General features: G+C 56.2%; 16 protein-coding genes and 1 pseudogene. 14 read left to right on the forward strand and 3 right to left on the reverse strand.

Going from position 1 to position 15,861, the window contains the following annotated elements; all coding sequences use genetic code 11:
• Positions 1-10: 10 nt before the first annotated feature.
• The 5 genes from fliF to G359_RS02910 are packed head-to-tail and all read left to right on the forward strand — an operon-like array spanning position 11 to position 6,393.
• Positions 11-1,681 carry a flagellar basal-body MS-ring/collar protein FliF gene (gene fliF / locus G359_RS02890; RefSeq protein WP_045834909.1) on the forward strand — a complete coding sequence of 557 codons (1,671 nt, stop codon included), beginning with the start codon at positions 11-13 and terminating at the stop codon, positions 1,679-1,681.
• Positions 1,678-2,265 carry a hypothetical protein gene (locus tag G359_RS02895; RefSeq protein ID WP_045834910.1) on the forward strand — a complete coding sequence of 196 codons (588 nt, stop codon included), beginning with the start codon at positions 1,678-1,680 and terminating at the stop codon, positions 2,263-2,265. The genes fliF and G359_RS02895 overlap by 4 nt, the downstream gene beginning before the upstream one ends.
• On the forward strand, positions 2,262-3,575 hold the full coding sequence (locus G359_RS02900) for a MotB family protein (RefSeq protein WP_045834911.1): 1,314 nt from the start codon (positions 2,262-2,264) through the stop codon (positions 3,573-3,575). The genes G359_RS02895 and G359_RS02900 overlap by 4 nt, the downstream gene beginning before the upstream one ends.
• On the forward strand, positions 3,572-4,870 hold the full coding sequence (locus tag G359_RS02905; RefSeq protein ID WP_045834912.1) for a hypothetical protein: 1,299 nt from the start codon (positions 3,572-3,574) through the stop codon (positions 4,868-4,870). The genes G359_RS02900 and G359_RS02905 overlap by 4 nt, the downstream gene beginning before the upstream one ends.
• Positions 4,867-6,393: a flagellar hook-length control protein FliK gene (locus G359_RS02910; RefSeq protein ID WP_045834913.1), complete on the forward strand. Its 1,527-nt coding sequence runs from the start codon at positions 4,867-4,869 to the stop codon at positions 6,391-6,393. Before G359_RS02905 ends, G359_RS02910 begins: the two co-directional genes overlap by 4 nt.
• Positions 6,394-6,707: 314 nt before the next feature.
• On the opposite strand, the gene G359_RS02920 is transcribed toward G359_RS02910, so the two are convergent.
• From G359_RS02920 to G359_RS02930, 3 genes are all read right to left on the reverse strand, one after another.
• Entirely contained in the window at positions 6,708-6,953 is a 246-nt protein-coding gene (locus G359_RS02920) for a hypothetical protein (RefSeq protein WP_156150645.1), read from the reverse strand.
• Positions 6,954-7,068: 115 nt separating this feature from the next.
• Positions 7,069-7,515 carry a molecular chaperone DnaJ gene (locus tag G359_RS02925; protein WP_045834915.1) on the reverse strand — a complete coding sequence of 149 codons (447 nt, stop codon included), beginning with the start codon at positions 7,513-7,515 and terminating at the stop codon, positions 7,069-7,071.
• A 91-nt stretch (positions 7,516-7,606) separates the two neighbouring features.
• A complete protein-coding gene (locus tag G359_RS02930; RefSeq protein ID WP_045834916.1) occupies positions 7,607-8,020 on the reverse strand; it encodes a PilZ domain-containing protein in 414 nt (137 codons plus the stop codon).
• Positions 8,021-8,370: 350 nt separating this feature from the next.
• Between G359_RS02930 and G359_RS02935 the strand changes: the two are divergent.
• The 9 genes and pseudogenes from G359_RS02935 to G359_RS02975 form a co-directional block, all read left to right on the forward strand.
• Positions 8,371-9,024, forward strand: a pseudogene (locus G359_RS02935) (response regulator transcription factor); the annotation flags it as partial.
• 121 nt (positions 9,025-9,145) lie between these two features.
• Positions 9,146-10,408 (forward strand): flagellar hook protein FlgE, encoded by a 1,263-nt coding sequence (locus G359_RS02940; protein WP_045834918.1) that lies wholly within the window; start codon positions 9,146-9,148, stop codon positions 10,406-10,408.
• Positions 10,409-10,437: 29 nt separating this feature from the next.
• Positions 10,438-11,910, forward strand: a complete 1,473-nt coding sequence (gene flgK / locus G359_RS02945; RefSeq protein ID WP_045834919.1) for a flagellar hook-associated protein FlgK — start codon at positions 10,438-10,440, stop codon at positions 11,908-11,910.
• Between the two features lie 4 nt (positions 11,911-11,914).
• On the forward strand, positions 11,915-12,970 hold the full coding sequence (locus tag G359_RS02950; RefSeq protein WP_045834920.1) for a flagellar hook-associated family protein: 1,056 nt from the start codon (positions 11,915-11,917) through the stop codon (positions 12,968-12,970).
• A gap of 41 nt (positions 12,971-13,011) precedes the next feature.
• On the forward strand, positions 13,012-13,356 hold the full coding sequence (gene flaF, locus G359_RS02955) for a flagellar biosynthesis regulator FlaF (protein ID WP_045834921.1): 345 nt from the start codon (positions 13,012-13,014) through the stop codon (positions 13,354-13,356).
• Positions 13,356-13,772: a flagellar biosynthesis repressor FlbT gene (gene flbT / locus G359_RS02960; RefSeq protein ID WP_045834922.1), complete on the forward strand. Its 417-nt coding sequence runs from the start codon at positions 13,356-13,358 to the stop codon at positions 13,770-13,772. The genes flaF and flbT overlap by 1 nt, the downstream gene beginning before the upstream one ends.
• Positions 13,769-14,176 carry a flagellar hook assembly protein FlgD gene (gene flgD / locus G359_RS02965; protein ID WP_045834923.1) on the forward strand — a complete coding sequence of 136 codons (408 nt, stop codon included), beginning with the start codon at positions 13,769-13,771 and terminating at the stop codon, positions 14,174-14,176. Before flbT ends, flgD begins: the two co-directional genes overlap by 4 nt.
• Positions 14,173-14,442, forward strand: a complete 270-nt coding sequence (gene fliQ, locus G359_RS02970) for a flagellar biosynthesis protein FliQ (RefSeq protein WP_045834924.1) — start codon at positions 14,173-14,175, stop codon at positions 14,440-14,442. The genes flgD and fliQ overlap by 4 nt, the downstream gene beginning before the upstream one ends.
• Before the next feature lie 303 nt (positions 14,443-14,745).
• Positions 14,746-15,849 (forward strand): GGDEF domain-containing protein, encoded by a 1,104-nt coding sequence (locus tag G359_RS02975; RefSeq protein WP_045834925.1) that lies wholly within the window; start codon positions 14,746-14,748, stop codon positions 15,847-15,849.
• Positions 15,850-15,861 lie beyond the last annotated feature (12 nt).

A 15,861-nucleotide genomic window follows, 5' to 3' on the forward strand; every position in this document is an offset into this window, starting at 1 on the left:
GGTTGCAGAGATGGATTGGCGTCAATTCGAGAATTTGTATCAGAGTCTGAAAGGGCTAGGACGCCAGCGCCTCATCGCCCTCGGCGCGGCCGGCCTATTCGTTTTTGCACTCATAACGATCGGCAGCTATTTCGCCTCGCGATCGGCCTACGACACGCTGTACGTCGGCCTGACCCCGTCCGACGTCAGTCGAATGGGCACTGTGCTGACCGAAGCCGGCATTGCCTTTGAAACGAGTACCGACGGCACCAAGCTGAGTGTTCCCGTCGGTGATACGGCTCAGGCCCGCGCTCTTCTTGCCGAAAAAGGCCTGCCGGGAAGCCAAACTGCAGGATACGAGCTTTTCGACAAGCTTGGCGCCCTGGGTCTGACCTCCTTCATGCAGGAAGTCACCCGTGTCCGGGCGCTTGAAGGTGAGCTCTCGCGCACCATTCAATATCTGAAGGGCATCCGCGCAGCCCGCGTGCATATCTTCCTTCCCGACCAGAACGCGCTGCGCGTCAAGAAGCAGGCCCCGTCAGCTTCGGTCGTGATTAGAACCGACATCGCGGGCGATGCCGCCGCGGCACCTGCGATCAAACATCTTGTGGCAGCTGCAATTCCGGAAATGAGCCCGGACGAAGTGCAGGTGATCGGCACGGACGGAACCATTCTGGGTGGCGGCAAAAGCGCAACGGGCGATGCGCCTGTGCAGATGCTCGAGCTTGAACGGACCGTCGCTCAACAAATTCAAGACAGCGTCCGTCGCACGTTGGCGCCCTATTTGGGTCTGGACAATTTCGAGGTCAGCGCAATCGCTCGCCTGAACATCGACAAACACCAAACGAGCGAAACGAACTTTGATCCCGAGAGCAAGGTCGAGCGATCGACCAGGGTCATCAAAGAGGCGCAGAGTTCTCAGGACGCCGCAAAAACCAACGTCAGCGTCGAACAGAATATTCCGGGCGAAGCCCCCCCGATCAAGGATCAGGCGAAAAAGGCCCAGGATCGCAAGGAAGAGACGACCAACTACGAAATCAGCACGAAGTCCGCTTCCACGACAAGCGAGGGCTACAAGGTCGATAACATCTCGGTCTCGGTGGTCATAAACAAGAAGCGTCTCTCCGAGGTCATTGGCAAGGACGCGAAGGCCGAAGATCTGGATAAGCAGGTCGCGGAAATCGAGAAAATCGCCCTATCGGCGGCCGGAATTGACAAGAAGCGCGGCGATCACATCAGCGTCGCTGCGGTCGACTTCGCGCCGACGCCCTTCGAGGCCGACGCCGCCTCCGCAGGGTGGGCGCCATTGTTGATGAACCTTGCAGGCACGGGAATAAAATCGCTGACGATTCTTTTGGTCGCTGCGATCGTCGTGATGGCAGGCTTCAGGCCCGTCATGCGTACGTTGCTTTCAAATGGCGCCGCAATCGAAGGTCCCGCCGTCGCGGCACTCGGTTCGCCGATCACGTCCATCACTGGAACGGGAGCCGCCCCGATAGACATGCCTGAAATGGCATCGCCGTTACTAGAGCCTGGAGCCAATCCATTCGAAGCCGAAGGCGGATTGGGCTCAGACTTCGGTAGTGGATTCTCCTTGGGCCGGTCTCTCGCGCTTGGTCCGGTCGAAAAGCTCGGAGCGATCATCGATAGCGATGAGGAACAGGCAACCGCCATCCTGAAGCATTGGGTCAAGAACGGATGACGACGAGACTTCACAGTTCGGCGTTTTCGCTCCTGTCTGACTTTGATCGCGAAAACGCGGTCGTCGAACGCGATTACGAAGCCGAGATAAAATCGGCTTTTGAGGAAGGTTATCGCCATGGTCACGCCGACGGCCGGACCGAAACGGAGGCCGATGCCGAGCTTCGGCTGACCGAAGTGATGGCTCTTCATTCGGAGCAACTTTTCGAAGAGAAGCAAAACTGGCAACGCGACTGCGCCGATCTTCTGGCGGCGCGTTTGGAAAACGTCACCAAGCTCATCGAGGCGAGCATCGAAGAACGCGTCGCGACGTTGCTGCGCCCATGGCTTGTCGAACGCTTGCGCGAACGCGCGTTACAAGATCTTGAGAAAGCCATCGCACGAGCACTTGCCGAAGGCGCGAAGGTCCACATCGAGGCGCCCGCTGAAATCCTCCTGCGCCTTCGCGAACGTTTGCCGATAGAGGGCCTGCAAGTCGGATTTTCCGAAAGTCAGAATAGCGATATTCGCGCTCACATCGAAGAGACCGAAATCGAAGTCAATATTTCCGCGTGGATTGCCGCGCTTGAGGCAGTGACATCATGAGCAACGGTCAGGAAGACGTTTCATCGCAGCCGCTGGTCATTGTACGTCGTCGGCGCAACACCGACGAGCCGCACCACGGCGGCGTCTGGAAAATCGCCTACGCGGATTTCATGACCGCGATGATGGCTTTCTTCCTAGTGATGTGGCTCATCAACGCCGCTGACAAGAAGACGATCGTTCAGGTCGCCGCCTACTTCAATCCGATGCGGTTGACGGATCGCTTCGCGGCCCCGAAAGGCCTTGAGGACCTGACCGAGACGGCTACCAAGCCATCTGAGGAAAGAGGCAAAAAAGGCTTCGAGAAGCAGGTCGTTGACCCCCAGCAGACGAAGCAGGCCGAGCAAGAGAGCAAAGAAAAATCCGGCGACGCGATGGACGAGGCGGCGCAGAAGTCGAGCGCCGCAGCTGGCGGGAAGAGTTCAGAAGCTCAAAAGGAGCAGGCGCTTTTCGATAATCCTGGCGATCTCCTTGAGAAACTTGCGGACGAAGCAAGAGCCAATTCACCGACGACGGCATCAAGTCCGGCCGACGGTAACGTGAGCGATCCGTTCGATCGCACCAATAGAAGAGCCGGGAAATCCCAGGCCACATTGAAACCCCTTCCGCAACCAGCCCCGACGTCGCCGGTCAAATCGAACGACAAGGCCAAGGCGGCAGTTGCGCCCGAAAATTCGAAGGCGCTTTTTCCCGAGGCGACGAAGCAGACGCCACCTGTTCCACCGGCACAGAGCCAGTTGGCGAGCCCGAAGCAGCTGGACGTCGCAGCGAAGCAGGCACCGGCTGCTCTCGATCAGCTTAAGAAAGAAGACAAGACGCACGATCAGGATAAGCAAAAGGACAAGGATAAGGACGAGGAGGCGAAGAAGCTCGAGGATGACATCAGCAAGGCAATTTCCGATGTCGCAAGAGATCTGCCGCACGTCGAGGTAAAGGCGACTCCCGAAGGTGTGCTCATCAGCCTGACGGACGACGCACATTTCGGCATGTTCGAGGTCGGTTCAGCAAAGCCGCGCCCGGAGCTTGTTCTTGTGATGGAGAAGATCGGAGGGGTCCTGGGCGACCACAACGGAACGATCGTAGTGCGCGGTCACACCGATAGTCGAGCTTACAAAAACGCAAACTACGATAACTGGCGGCTCTCCGCTGCGCGCGCGCAAATGGCCTATTACATGCTGGTACGCAGCGGCATCCCGGAAACGCGCGTTACCGCCATCGAGGGCCGCGCCGACCGCGACCCGAAAATTCCATCCGATACTTTGGCTGCCCAGAACAGACGGATCGACATCCTTATTAAAGAGGCTCAGAAATGAAGCGGCTCGCGCTGATTTCTGCAGCGTCTGTCGTCGCACTGTCTGGAGTCGCAGCCGGCTCGGCCTTTTATTTCCGGCCGGCGCTGATCTTCGGCCAGAAAAAGCCTGATCCGCGTGGCGATCATGCCGTCCCCTCGTACGCTGAAAAATCGTCAGATGAGCTTCGGGCGAGTAAGGATATCCTGCGCCTCGTCGAGCGACTGGGCGCCGTTCAAGACAAAATCATTCATGGTGATCGCGCGGCACTTGCTGAGCAGGGCCGACTGCTGAACGATATAGCCCACGAAGTTCGCCAGTTCGGCCCGGAAGACTGGAAAGACTACGTCAACGTCCGCACGAGCTTGCTTTATGTATTGAGCGGCGGCGATGCGCATGTCCTCGGGCCGCTGATCGATGGCAATACGCTCGGATCAGCCGACCAGAAGTTGGCGTCTGGCATCGTGAGCTTCGCGCAGGGGCAGACGAGGGCCGCTCGGAAATTATTCTTGGAGATCGATCCGAGATCGCTCGATGTCAGCCTGGTCGGGCCATTCGCGCTCGCCCGGGCATCGCTCTATCTCGACGACAATCGCGAAAAGGCAGTCGAGCTGCTTGACGATGCCCGTCTCGCTTGTCCGCACACCGCAATCGATGAAGCCGCTGCACGAAGAGAGATTCCTATTCTCATCAGCATGGGGCAGAAAGATCGCGCGCTAATGATGACGACGAGTTACGTCCGCGAGTTCGGAAAATCGATTTATGCGTGGAAGCTGTTTCGCGACTTCGCGGAGGCAACGGGAAAACGCAGCGATATGGACGGCTCCGAAACCGTCGACAGGCTAGCCGCTTCGTTCGATCCCGAAAACATGCAGATTGCGTCAGAGCTTTTTATCGATCTCTCGGGCGAAGCGCTCCTCCAAGGCAGGTTGAAACTCGCACGCGCTGCAGCGGAAAGAATTTTGCAGATAAGTGACGCACCTCCCGAAATATTGGACAAGGCGCGTCTCTATCGAGCGGCGGCAGAGGCTCCTTCCGCCGATGCAAGAAATGCTCTGCTGGCATTGAATCAGATCGCGGCCGATCGCCTTTCGGATGAGGATACGGAAATTCGCGAAGTCGCGGGTTTCATCGCAAATTCCGTCGTCGGCGAAAAAATGGATAACGCGCGCTACGGCATGTCCGCGCAGGGAACCAAAGCCCCGGCCGGCGGCCCAACGCCTGAAGACCCGATCTTCCCGAAAGCTGCGGCCGTTCTCGGCAAGGCCGATGCGCTTATAAAAGAAGCCGATCAGATCATCGCACGGAGTGAAAAATGACAGCATCAGTCAGCGGCCCCGCGCCAAGCGCGGTCGATCAGCTTTTGCAGTCCGTCCGTGGCCGCGTATCCGCGCACCGGGAAGGCTCCAAGCAAACGCAAGATGACAAGTCCGATTCTCAAGACGTCGCGGAAGATTATTCGAAGCCCAAAGTGGCGGCGACTTCCGATCGCGCTGTGAGCCGTACTGAAAAATCATCTTCGCGAAAGCCGACTAAATCCGATGCTGCCGACAGTGAGGCGTCGTTCGCAGAAACGATTGACAGCATCGGGCAGCAAGAGCCGAAACCCGGCTCCAATGTCGAGCGAACCGACAACTGGCCCCAAAGCACGCTCGTTGCTGCTGTTGCCGGCAATATTCCCATCGAGCAGAAGACACCCGAAACTGTTCCGCAATCCGCCGAAAATTCACAGCGCCCTATCCGGCCAGCCAGTCTGTTGAGCCAGGATAGTATTGCCGCGTTGATCGATGCCAAGGCGCGCTTGATGCCGAGTGGCGACGGTCCCAAAGCGGCGGACGTTGCAACTCAAGACGTGTCGCTTCCGCAGCAGGAACTGCAGCCCGACGTGCTCTCGAGCGCGATGGAGCCGACCCCGGCGACCGTCAACGGTCAAGAGACCCATTGGAATTTCAACGATAAAACTATCGTCGCCGCAGCATTGCAGGCATCCGGATTGCAATCCGAAGAGAGTCTCGCGCCGCGTGGTTTCTCCTCGCCACGCGTATCGGCATCAGTGCAAAAGCCGGCAGATTCGCCGACTGACCCATTGCCGCGAGCGCAGGTGCAAGCTGTTACGGGACCGGCAGCGGACACGCCCGATAATTCGTTCCTCCCCGATAAAGATCAAACCGGTCCGCATCTCCAACAGCCGGCCACCACCGATGCGGCGAGCGCCAAGGCCTCTCAATCCGAATCATCCAATTCGATCGATCGGGTTTTCTCGGTGGATCCAAAGCCCGCGCAGAACGCAGGAAATGTGACGACGCAAGTTCGCAACGGTGTCCTTGATGCCCTTGCAGGAAAAGCCGGAGAATTAGCGCCAAGTACAGCGACCGCGGATCTTCAGGACCGTGCGCCGTCGCCGCCGCCGGTTTTGCGTTCGTTAGACCTCACCCTTTCTCCGCCGGACCTCGGCTCCGTAAGATTGCGCATGAGTCTCAAGTCGAATTCGTTAGAGATAGAAGCAGATGCTTCGAAAGCGGCGACAGCAAAGATTCTCAACGATGATCGCACGTCCTTGGAACGAGGACTGCGAGATGCGGGCTACGACGTCGCAAGTCTGAAGATCACCGATATTTCGTCGAGCAACGCAATGAGCTCGAATGGACAGCAAACGAACGGATCGCCATCGCGCGAAGGAGATCAGGCGCGCTCAAACTTTGCAGGACAGCAAGACGGGAATTCTCAACGTCGCGACGGTGCGACGTCCGATCAGGCGCAGCGCCGTCCGCAAGATCATTCACAGAAGACCGCCGCCGGCGACCCGACTAACAGTCGTGCGGGCGGTGCAGTTTATATTTAGGTGACGTTAGATGTCGCAGCAGGAACTTATAGGCAGCGGCCTGCATGGCCCATTCTCGCTCGCAGCTGATGCGATCGATGAAGAACTCGCCGAAAATTGTCCGGGCGCCTACGCGCTCGGTTTTACCGATCACCTCGGCCGGTTCTCGATCAGCTATGTTGGCAGCGCGGGCGAAAATCTGAAATCAAAACTGAAAGCGCACATCGGAACCGCATCGCAGTTCAAATTTCGCCATTTCGCCGAAGAGCGGCTCGCCTTCGAAAAAGAATGCGAAATGTTTCATCAGTTTCTGCCCGTCGGAAACTTTTTACACCCTAGCCGGCCGCCAGGCACCGACTGGGCATGTCCGCGGTGTCGGCGATAGCGTGAGGTTTCGTCATGAGATCGATGACGTCCGCGAGGGCTTGATAATAGCCTGAATGCCAATAGGCGCATTCCGCCGTTCCGAGATCGAGATGCAACTGTTGCTGCAATTTCTCCGCCCAGTCTCCGCTGAGACGTGAACCGATCCCCGCCATCCGCGTGTTCAGCGCTCCGAGATCAGCACGCGCATCTTCCATTTTTAGTCCCTCACCGCTCATCATCGGTTATTGTCAGTGAGAGACAATTTACACGGCATTGATGGTAATACCGCCAACAAAGCCCTTTGCATTTTAGCAAATTCCTCGCGGATCATTAACCGCAAGACTTGCGCAGCCGCGCCACGTATCTGTCCATGAGATCGTTGGCGATCATCATCCGTTGCGTTGCAAGTGGCCTGAGCTCAGATGGAACGCGATCGGGATGATTGCGCAAGGCGAACTCACGCCGGAGAATGGAAATATCTGCTTCGGAGACGTTCGTAGTGAGCCCCAGCTCGAGCAATATTTTGTTAGGATCGAGAAAAGCCTCGGGTAGTCCGAGATCACTGGTGTCGTCGTCGCCGTAGTTTCTGCGACGTGGCTGCGGAGCGTGGGAACTGATGCCTGAGCGCTTTTTCGCTGCGAGGTCCCATGCTGCTTCAAGACTGTTAAGCGAAAATTTACGCGAATGCCTAGGCGCACGACCAAGCTCGTCCTCCCGGGCGAACAGATCGTCGATCAGATTATCAAAGCTCGACGGAAGCGGCGTCCGCAGTCGCATTTGGCATAGCCGGAAGAAAAAGGGCCCGTGAAGCCAAGCACGTTATCGAATGCGGCTTGCGGAGCGCTGACGGCCCTAAACCGAGAAAATACTAGACGCGGCGGGCCGATTTCTGAAGCCGGACGGCCTTTTGATAATAATTTCTGCCGAGATTTTCAAAGTCGAGCCGTTCGTCGACATCCGTTACCGGCGTCACAAACTCAACCCCGATATGCCTGTCCTTCAGCCACGAAACCCTGCCGACGATGATCGTGCCATCAAACAGCGTCAGCGATACGGTTTCGTCAACGTCCGGAACGATGCCGTCGAGAACGCTGATCTTTGCTCCCGATTCGGAAAGATCAGTCAAATCGCAGATCAAACGCGAGCTTCGAAACCGAAGCGCCACATGTTGGCGCGCTTCATGCCTGGCCGCATTGCGGCGATCGTCCGAGGGGACGTCCTCCGCGATAGCATCGGGAGTTGTCAAGGCGCGAATGAAATCTCGGATTGTCGTTTGCCTCATATTGCGCACCTAAACAAATCCACCCGTTTCGCAGCGATTAATGCGTAATTCTCTCCAAACGCTTATCGATAAGGAATTGATCCTATCCGCGGTCGAGCGATCGGTTATTTCATTGAACAGCAATTCGGTTACGGAGCCGAAAGTAAAACATATAAAATTATAGCGATTTGAATTCGCAATTAGGCTCTGTGCGGAATAAATGGGAAGATTCATGTATCTGCATCGAGTGTAACCTCGATTGATTTGCCGTGTCTTTTCGGCCGCAAGCAATAATGAAATAAATGTTAATAAGTGACGTGAATCACTGTATTCCCTTTGTTGCCAATGATTTGCGGGGCTTGGGGGGCAACATGTTCGTTGTGCTTGACGACCGTTCGACGGTCGCGGGAGGGTATGTTGCGTGTTTCGAACGAGAGGGGATTGCAGCTACAGCTGTAGATCCATCTGAGTTCTTCGAGTGGTTCGAGCTCATCAATGACTCGGATGTTGCCGTCATCGAAGGTTTTCTGCTCGGCACGGTTTCAAGCCGGCGGCAGATTTCGGCGCGCATCCGGTCGCGATGCCGGGCGCCGCTTATCGGCCTGATCGAAGCGAGAGCGCTGAGCGAAACGCTTGAGCTTTTCTCTCTCGGTTTCGACGACGTGCTCGCGAAGCCATTTCATGTTCGAGAAATTTTGGCGCGCAGCGGCGCAATTCGCCGCCGCATGCAGATCACCGACGAGTGCGTGGATGTCGGCGGTATCAGGATCTTCTTCGACGGCCGCGATCCGATCGTGAACGGCGACGTCCTGCCCTTGCCACGGCGTGAACGGCGAATTTTGGAATGTCTAGTGCTGAGCCGAAATACGCGGATCACCAAAACGCAGATATTCAACCGCGTTTACGGGATTTTTAATGACGAGATCCACGAGAACGTCATTGAAAGCCACATCAGCCGGCTCCGCAAACGATTGAAGCAGAAGCTCGGGTACGATCCGATCGATTCCCAGAGATTCCTCGGTTACCGCTTGAAAGAGTTTGCAATCGACGACGCTCTGCAGCCTGAACACAAGGCGCCAACCAGTCTCACGCAAGGCCCAGATGGTTCAATGCCTCCGAGCATTTTGCGCGACGAGGAGAATGTCGATGGGTCTCTACGGAGTAATGACTACGAGCGTTTCGGGAATGTCTGTCCAGTCTGACCGTATGGGCACGGTCGCGGACAACATCGCGAATATCAATACGACCGGTTACAAGGCAGCATCGACAGAATTCGCAACGCTCATCGCTGAGGGGAGCGTCGCGAATTACGTGCCGGGCTCCGTGTCGACCATTGCCCGCCGCGCGATCTCGGCGCAGGGCGACTTCACGTATACAAAATCCCCGACAGACCTTGCCGTCAGCGGCAACGGCTTCTTCATGGTCGAGAGCGCCTCGGGCACACCTTATTTGACGCGCGCCGGAAGTTTTATTCCTGATTCCACCGGAGATCTCGTCAACGCGGCGGGCTTCAAGTTGCTGGGCTATAATCTTCTCGATGGCAGCTCGAGCTCGGTCATCAACAGCGCGGCAGGCCTTCAGGTTGTCAGCACGGCCGGCCTGGGCATGAAGGCAACGCCTTCGACCAGTGGAACGTTTGACGTCAATCTTCCGGCGGACAATGCCGTCACCGTTGCAGCAAATCTTCCGTCCGCCAACGCTGCGACTGCGGAATACGCCGGCAAAACGTCAATCGTGACCTATGACAACCTCGGGCATCAGGTCACTCTGGACATCTACTCTACGAAAACGGCGGCCAACACGTGGGAAGTCACCGTCTATAATGCTAACGGTTCCTCGGCTTCCGGCGGCTTCCCTTATGCGGCAGGTTCGCAGCTGACGACGGCGACAATGACGTTTGACCCCGCGACGGGTAAGCTCACGTCTCCAACGCCGGCAGCGCTCAGCGTCAATATCCCGAACGGGGCGACGATGACGCTCGACATCAGCAAGATGACGCAGCTCGCGGCCGCTTACACCCCACAGAATGCAAGCGCAAACGGCAGCCCCCCGACGGCTGTCGACAGACTTGAAATCAGCAACGACGGTATCGTCACGGCAGTTTACGCCGATGGATCGCGCGTCGACGCTTTCAAGATCCCGCTCGCAACGGTGGCAAGCCCCGACAACCTTACGGCAATCTCCGGCAACGTCTTCGCGACGAATAAGAGCTCTGGCGATCTGCAACTCGGCTCCGCCAACTCCGGCGGCTTCGGCAAGGTTATTTCCGGTGCGCTTGAGAATACGACGGTCGATCTCGCCTCCGAGCTGACGACCATGGTTCAGGCGCAGCGCAACTACTCTGCTAACTCCAAAGTATTTCAGACCGGCACCGAGCTATTGGATGTTCTCGTAAATCTAGTTCGTTGACGAGGAACTAAAAGGTAAAGGCCCAGCATATGACGCTTACACAGAGTGTCGGCAACGCGCGTTCGAGTTTGTCGACTGTTTCCGAGCAAATCTCGGTTGTGTCGCAGAACATCGCGCGCATGAGCGATTCCAGCGCGACTCGCAAGATCGCAAACGTCATAACTGTGGCGGGGGGCGGCGTAAGCGTCGCCTCCATTTCCCGTACGGCAAACAAACTACTGCTCGACACGTATTTGAGCGCGAACTCAAATAATCAGACGCAAACAGTCATCAACTCGGCGCTCAATCAACTCGAGTACACGGTTGGAGACACGGATACCGCCACATCGCCGGCGGGGCTCATCTCCAAGCTGAACTCTGCGCTTCAGAATTATTCGGCAACCCCGCAGAATAGCGCAGTTGGAGCGACCGTCGTCTCGGCAGCGCAATCGTTGGTGTCGTCTCTCAATTCGGCCACCGAAGCGGTGACGAATATGCGCAATCAGGCCGACGCCGATATCGCAACGTCGGTCTCCAACGTCAACAACCTGCTTTCACAATTTGAGAAGCTGAACCAGAGCGTCGTGAGTGGAACGGCCAGCGGTATCGATATCACCGATCTTCTCGATCAGCGGGATGCAGTTCTGAAACAGCTGTCGAATGAGGTCGGCATAAGAACCGTTACGCGCGCGGGCGGCGATATGGCGATATACACCGACAGCGGTGTTACGCTTTTCGATAAGACAGCGCGGCAAGTAACATTCTCCGCTTCGGGAAATCTTGTACCGGGATCCGTCGGCTCTCCGATCTACGCCGACGGCGTTCCAATTGCTGGCACCTCGCATACGATGTCGATCAGCTCCGGCAATCTCGCTGGCTTGGTGGAAGTCAGAGATAACATCGCTCTTACCTATCAGAGCCAGCTCGACGAAATTGCCCGTGGTTTGATCGAAGCGACCGCCGAAACCGATCAGTCCGCGTCTCCGACGCTGCCGGACGCAACAGGTCTATTTACTTATGGCGGCGGCCCCGCGATTCCTGCATCCGGAACCCTCGTGGCCGGCCTGGCCGGCTCGATCAAGGTCAATCCGAATGTCGATCCCTCGCAAGGCGGGGATCCGACCCTCATCAGAGATGGCGGCATCGCGGGCAATGCGGCCTACACGTACAACACGACAGGCACCGCTTCCTATACTGATAGGATTCAGCAGCTCATAACAAATCTCGGAACATCGCGCTCATTCGACGGCTCAGCACAGCTTACGCAATCGGCCTCCGTTTCCGACTACGCGAAATCCTCGGTGTCTTGGCTCGAGGCTTTGAGGCAGTCCGCTAGTGCAGAAGCGGAGTCGCGCCAAACCCTGGCGGATCGCGCCAGCTCTGCGCTTTCGAGCGACACAGGTGTGAACCTGGATGAAGAGATGACGAACCTGCTCGATTTGGAAAGAACCTACCAGGCGTCTTCGCGGCTGATAAACACAGTCGACAATATGTTCGCAACACTCCTCCAGGCGGTCAGCTGACATCATGATCTCGACATCGTTCATATCGTCCTCTGCTCTGTCCGATGAAACGCGCCGGTCAATCGCGCGTTTGCAATCGCAGCTTGTCGACACCCAGAAAGAACTTGCAACCGGAAGACACGCCGATGTCGGTGTGACCCTTGGAGCAACGACCGGCGTCAGCATTTCGATGCGCCAGGACCTCGAGCAGATTCAGGCTATCAAGAATTCGAACAACCTAGTCTCAGCCCGTATGGAAGCTTCGCAATCGTCGCTGCAGACCGTCGCCACGAGCACATCGAGTTTCTTGTCGGCCTTGATCAGCGGCGGGTCGGCATCGACGTCGCCTCAAACAATCATTCAGGCCGCCCAATCGGGCTTGCAAACGCTGCAAGACCAGATGAACACGTCGCTCGACGGACAGTATCTGTTCGCGGGCATCAATTCGGACGTCAAGCCGATGGAAGATTTTCTCGGAACTCCTCCGTCCACCGGACAGCAGGCAGTAACGAGCGCGTTCACCGCCAAGTTCGGTTTCGCTCCTACCGATCCCCAGGCCGCGAATATCTCGCCCTCGGACATGCAGGATTTCCTTGATAACGAGTTTGCTGATCTTTTCTCGAGTTCCAATTGGTCCAGCATTTGGTCGTCCGCGTCGGACAAATCCGTGAGCAGCCGGATTTCGCGTACCGAAATAGCCAATACTTCGGTGACGGCCAACGACAGCAACTTCCGCGCTCTAACTGAAGCATTCACGATGATCGCGGGGTTGGGTTTTGCAAACCTTAACAGTGGGACCCAGCAAGTGATCATTGCAAAGGCGAGAGATCTCACCGCCAACGCAACGGGTGGACTTACACAAGTCCAGTCCTACCTCGGCGTCGCGCAGCAACGCGTTACGAGCGCAAACGACCAGATCAGCACGCAGATCGACTTCTTGACGAAATCTATCGACAACTTAGAGCAAGTCGATCCGGCCGCTGTCACCACGCGGCTGTCGGACATTTCGACCGCGCTTCAAGCGGCGTACTCCATCACGAACAAGCTGAACAATCTCACCATCATGGACTACCTGTCGTGAGCTTAGGCGGCATCTAGAGCAGGGCTTCTGGAAAGCAAAAGATGTACAAGTTCTCATACGAAGAGACGATGAGCGAATCGAGTAGCCGGCAACGCGAAAATGAGCGCCTGGCTATTGAACAGTCAGTCGCCCTTCTAAAGTCGGCTGAGAAAGCTGGGCCGCAGTCGCGTGAAGCGATTGATGCCATCTTCTTTCTCAATCGGCTTTGGAGTTTCTTCCTCGACGATCTCGCGAAGCCCGAGAATGGGTTGCCGGATGAAATCCGTGCGAGCCTCATTTCGATCGGCATTTGGATGCTCAAGGAAGCCGACGCGATCAGCAAAGGAAACTCGAAGAATTTTGCTGGCCTGATCGACGTTTCGAACGTCATCGCGGAAGGATTGTGATGGCGGGCGGCTTGAAAATCACGCTGCGTGCCGGCGAGCGGATCTTCATCAACGGCGGCGTCTTGCGCGTCGACCGCAAGGTCAGCCTAGAGCTCATGAACGATGTGATCTTCCTTCTCGAGCAGCACGTGATGAAGCCCGAGGACACCACGACGCCGTTCAAGCAGCTCTACTTCATGATTCAGATGATGCTGATGGATCCTTCATTGCACATGAAGGCAAGGACAATGGCGCGGGAGTCGGTTGCCAATCTTCTCGGAAGCGTTGGCGACCGCATTCTTAGGCAGGGTCTCCTCGATACCTCGGAGCTGCTCGATAGCGATCGTCCGTTCGATGCATTGAAGAAAGTCAGATCGCTGCTTCCATTGGAAGCTGCCGCAATGAATCCTCAGGAACAAAGCAAGGAGGTCGCATGACAACAGTTTCGTCGACCAGCAGCACAGACACCACGTCAACCGCAACCCAGACGGCAGCGAAGTCGAATACGCTCAATTACAACGATTTCCTGAAACTCATGGTCGCCCAGCTGCAGAATCAGGATCCGCTCAATCCGACGGATTCGACTCAGTACATGTCTCAGATCGCTCAGTTTTCGAGCGTTGAACAGGGCATCAACACGAACTCCAAGCTTGATCAGCTTCTTGTGAATTCGAACATCTCCCAGGCCAGCACCATGATCGGGCTGACGCTGAAGGGAACCGACGGCACAACGGGCATCATCCAATCGGTACGTATCGATTCTTCGGGGTCCACAGCCATTCTGACGAACGGCAAGGAAGTGCCGATCAGCGCGGGCGTAACGATCGGTTATCCTACATGACGGAAGGCGACGCGCTCGAGATCGTTCAACAAGCGATCTGGCTGACGATTGTCCTGGCGGGCCCGGTTGTCGGCTCCGCGATGGTGATTGGCGTCGGGGTGGCATTTTTTCAAGCGCTTACCCAAGTCCAGGAAATGACGCTTACCTTCGTGCCGAAACTGATTGTGGGATTTTTGATCATCCTCCTCACGGGCAGCTACAGTGGAAATCTATTGAAAGTGTTTACAGAGCAACTCTATTTAAGAATTGCTCTCGGTTTTAAGTGACAGCGTCGCATTAGATTTTGAAAACGAGTAGTCCTCGTTTAATTTGATAAATCATCGAAAAGAGTATTGCGCCTGTTGGCGACTCATGGTCCGTAGGCGGCGTTACCCGGTCCACTGATTAAAGCGTGCTTTCGCTGTTCTCGCAGTGATCTCGATTGGCAGTACCGAAGAAATTATTCACTATGCAGACGATATCCTCATATCTGCCCCAGGTTTCCGGTGGAGACCGACGTGCGACTTCTCTCGGCAGATGTTCTTCCCAGCGAGGCATAAAACCTTCGCCACCTTGAGCTGAGCAGGATTATGAGCGCATTAGCACTGAAGCAATTGCCGTCGTCCGCCATAATCATGTCGGTCAGCGTCGCAGGGATCTGTTCAACATTTTTGTTGTGGCATTTCTTGATGCGTTCGGACATTGACCTGACGGCTTTGTCGGACGTCTCCTGGCAAATTGCCGAAGTGGATTCGCGCGGCCGCCTGGTGCGGCTGGGTTCACACCCATTCGCCCTCGCCCTTTTGTTCGGATTTACCGCAGCCGGATGCATGACTTTCGCTTGGGGCGCCTTGCAGTTTTTTCGAATAGCATCTGGAGCGCCGAAGGAAATCGACGAACGCTTGTCCGAACGCCTGGAGAAAGTAGGACAGGAACTGGATGACGAGGTCTTCTCGGTGATCCGGCTGGTGAAAGAGCACATCGAGCTCAGCGGGTCGCACTCCGAATCCCTTACCAAAGTGAGCAACACTTTGGTCGCGTCGACATCGCCAGAACGCGTCCGCGCCATAATCCAAACGCTGATCAGCGAAAACAAGAAAATCCAGAATGAAGTGCGCGAACTCAACGGTCGCTTGCAGCAATCGCAACAGCAAATCGAAAAGCTGAGGGTCAGCCTCAGCGATAGCCATAAACTAGGAATGCTCGATGCCGTCACGTCGCTGAAGAACCGGCATTGGTTGGAAGTCCACCTTCCAAGAGAGGTTGAAACCGCAGCCGAAACAAATGGCTACCTTTCGCTGATCATGGCGGATGTCGACCATTTCAAAAGGATCAACGACACATTCGGACACGCGGTCGGTGACGAGATCCTGAGACGCTTTGCCGAGCTTCTCTCAAAGAACATCAAGGGGCGCGATACGGCAGCTCGCTATGGCGGCGAAGAGTTCATCGTATTGCTGCCGCAAACAAGGCTTGATGGCGCAAAAAATCTCGGGGAACAGATCCGTGGTGAGCTCGAAAGCAAGAAATGGATGCACCATCGAACGGGTCAGCCCATCGGGAAGGTCACAGCATCCTTCGGGATTGCCGAATTGCGGCCCGGCGAGGATAGCTACTCCCTTTTAGATCGAGCTGATTCTAAGCTTTATGAAGCGAAGGCAGCCGGCCGCAATCGTATCATTGCAGACGAATAGCATTTGCGCCAC

Origin of the sequence: Hyphomicrobium sp. 99 (genome assembly GCF_000384335.2) — a bacterium.
GTDB lineage: Bacteria > Pseudomonadota > Alphaproteobacteria > Rhizobiales > Hyphomicrobiaceae > Hyphomicrobium_B.

Coding starts and splice junctions, on each gene's coding strand:
- G359_RS02905 (WP_045834912.1), top strand. CDS start 3,572: ATGAAGCGGCTCGCGCTGATTTCTGCAGCGTCTGTCGTCGCACTGTCT.
- G359_RS02895 (WP_045834910.1), top strand. CDS start 1,678: ATGACGACGAGACTTCACAGTTCGGCGTTTTCGCTCCTGTCTGACTTT.
- G359_RS02920 (WP_156150645.1), bottom strand. CDS start 6,953: ATGGAAGATGCGCGTGCTGATCTCGGAGCGCTGAACACGCGGATGGCG.
- flbT (WP_045834922.1), top strand. CDS start 13,356: ATGGCGGGCGGCTTGAAAATCACGCTGCGTGCCGGCGAGCGGATCTTC.
- flgK (WP_045834919.1), top strand. CDS start 10,438: ATGACGCTTACACAGAGTGTCGGCAACGCGCGTTCGAGTTTGTCGACT.
- G359_RS02975 (WP_045834925.1), top strand. CDS start 14,746: ATGAGCGCATTAGCACTGAAGCAATTGCCGTCGTCCGCCATAATCATG.
- G359_RS02900 (WP_045834911.1), top strand. CDS start 2,262: ATGAGCAACGGTCAGGAAGACGTTTCATCGCAGCCGCTGGTCATTGTA.
- fliF (WP_045834909.1), top strand. CDS start 11: ATGGATTGGCGTCAATTCGAGAATTTGTATCAGAGTCTGAAAGGGCTA.
- G359_RS02910 (WP_045834913.1), top strand. CDS start 4,867: ATGACAGCATCAGTCAGCGGCCCCGCGCCAAGCGCGGTCGATCAGCTT.
- fliQ (WP_045834924.1), top strand. CDS start 14,173: ATGACGGAAGGCGACGCGCTCGAGATCGTTCAACAAGCGATCTGGCTG.
- G359_RS02950 (WP_045834920.1), top strand. CDS start 11,915: ATGATCTCGACATCGTTCATATCGTCCTCTGCTCTGTCCGATGAAACG.
- G359_RS02940 (WP_045834918.1), top strand. CDS start 9,146: ATGGGTCTCTACGGAGTAATGACTACGAGCGTTTCGGGAATGTCTGTC.
- flaF (WP_045834921.1), top strand. CDS start 13,012: ATGTACAAGTTCTCATACGAAGAGACGATGAGCGAATCGAGTAGCCGG.
- G359_RS02925 (WP_045834915.1), bottom strand. CDS start 7,515: ATGCGACTGCGGACGCCGCTTCCGTCGAGCTTTGATAATCTGATCGAC.
- flgD (WP_045834923.1), top strand. CDS start 13,769: ATGACAACAGTTTCGTCGACCAGCAGCACAGACACCACGTCAACCGCA.
- G359_RS02930 (WP_045834916.1), bottom strand. CDS start 8,020: ATGAGGCAAACGACAATCCGAGATTTCATTCGCGCCTTGACAACTCCC.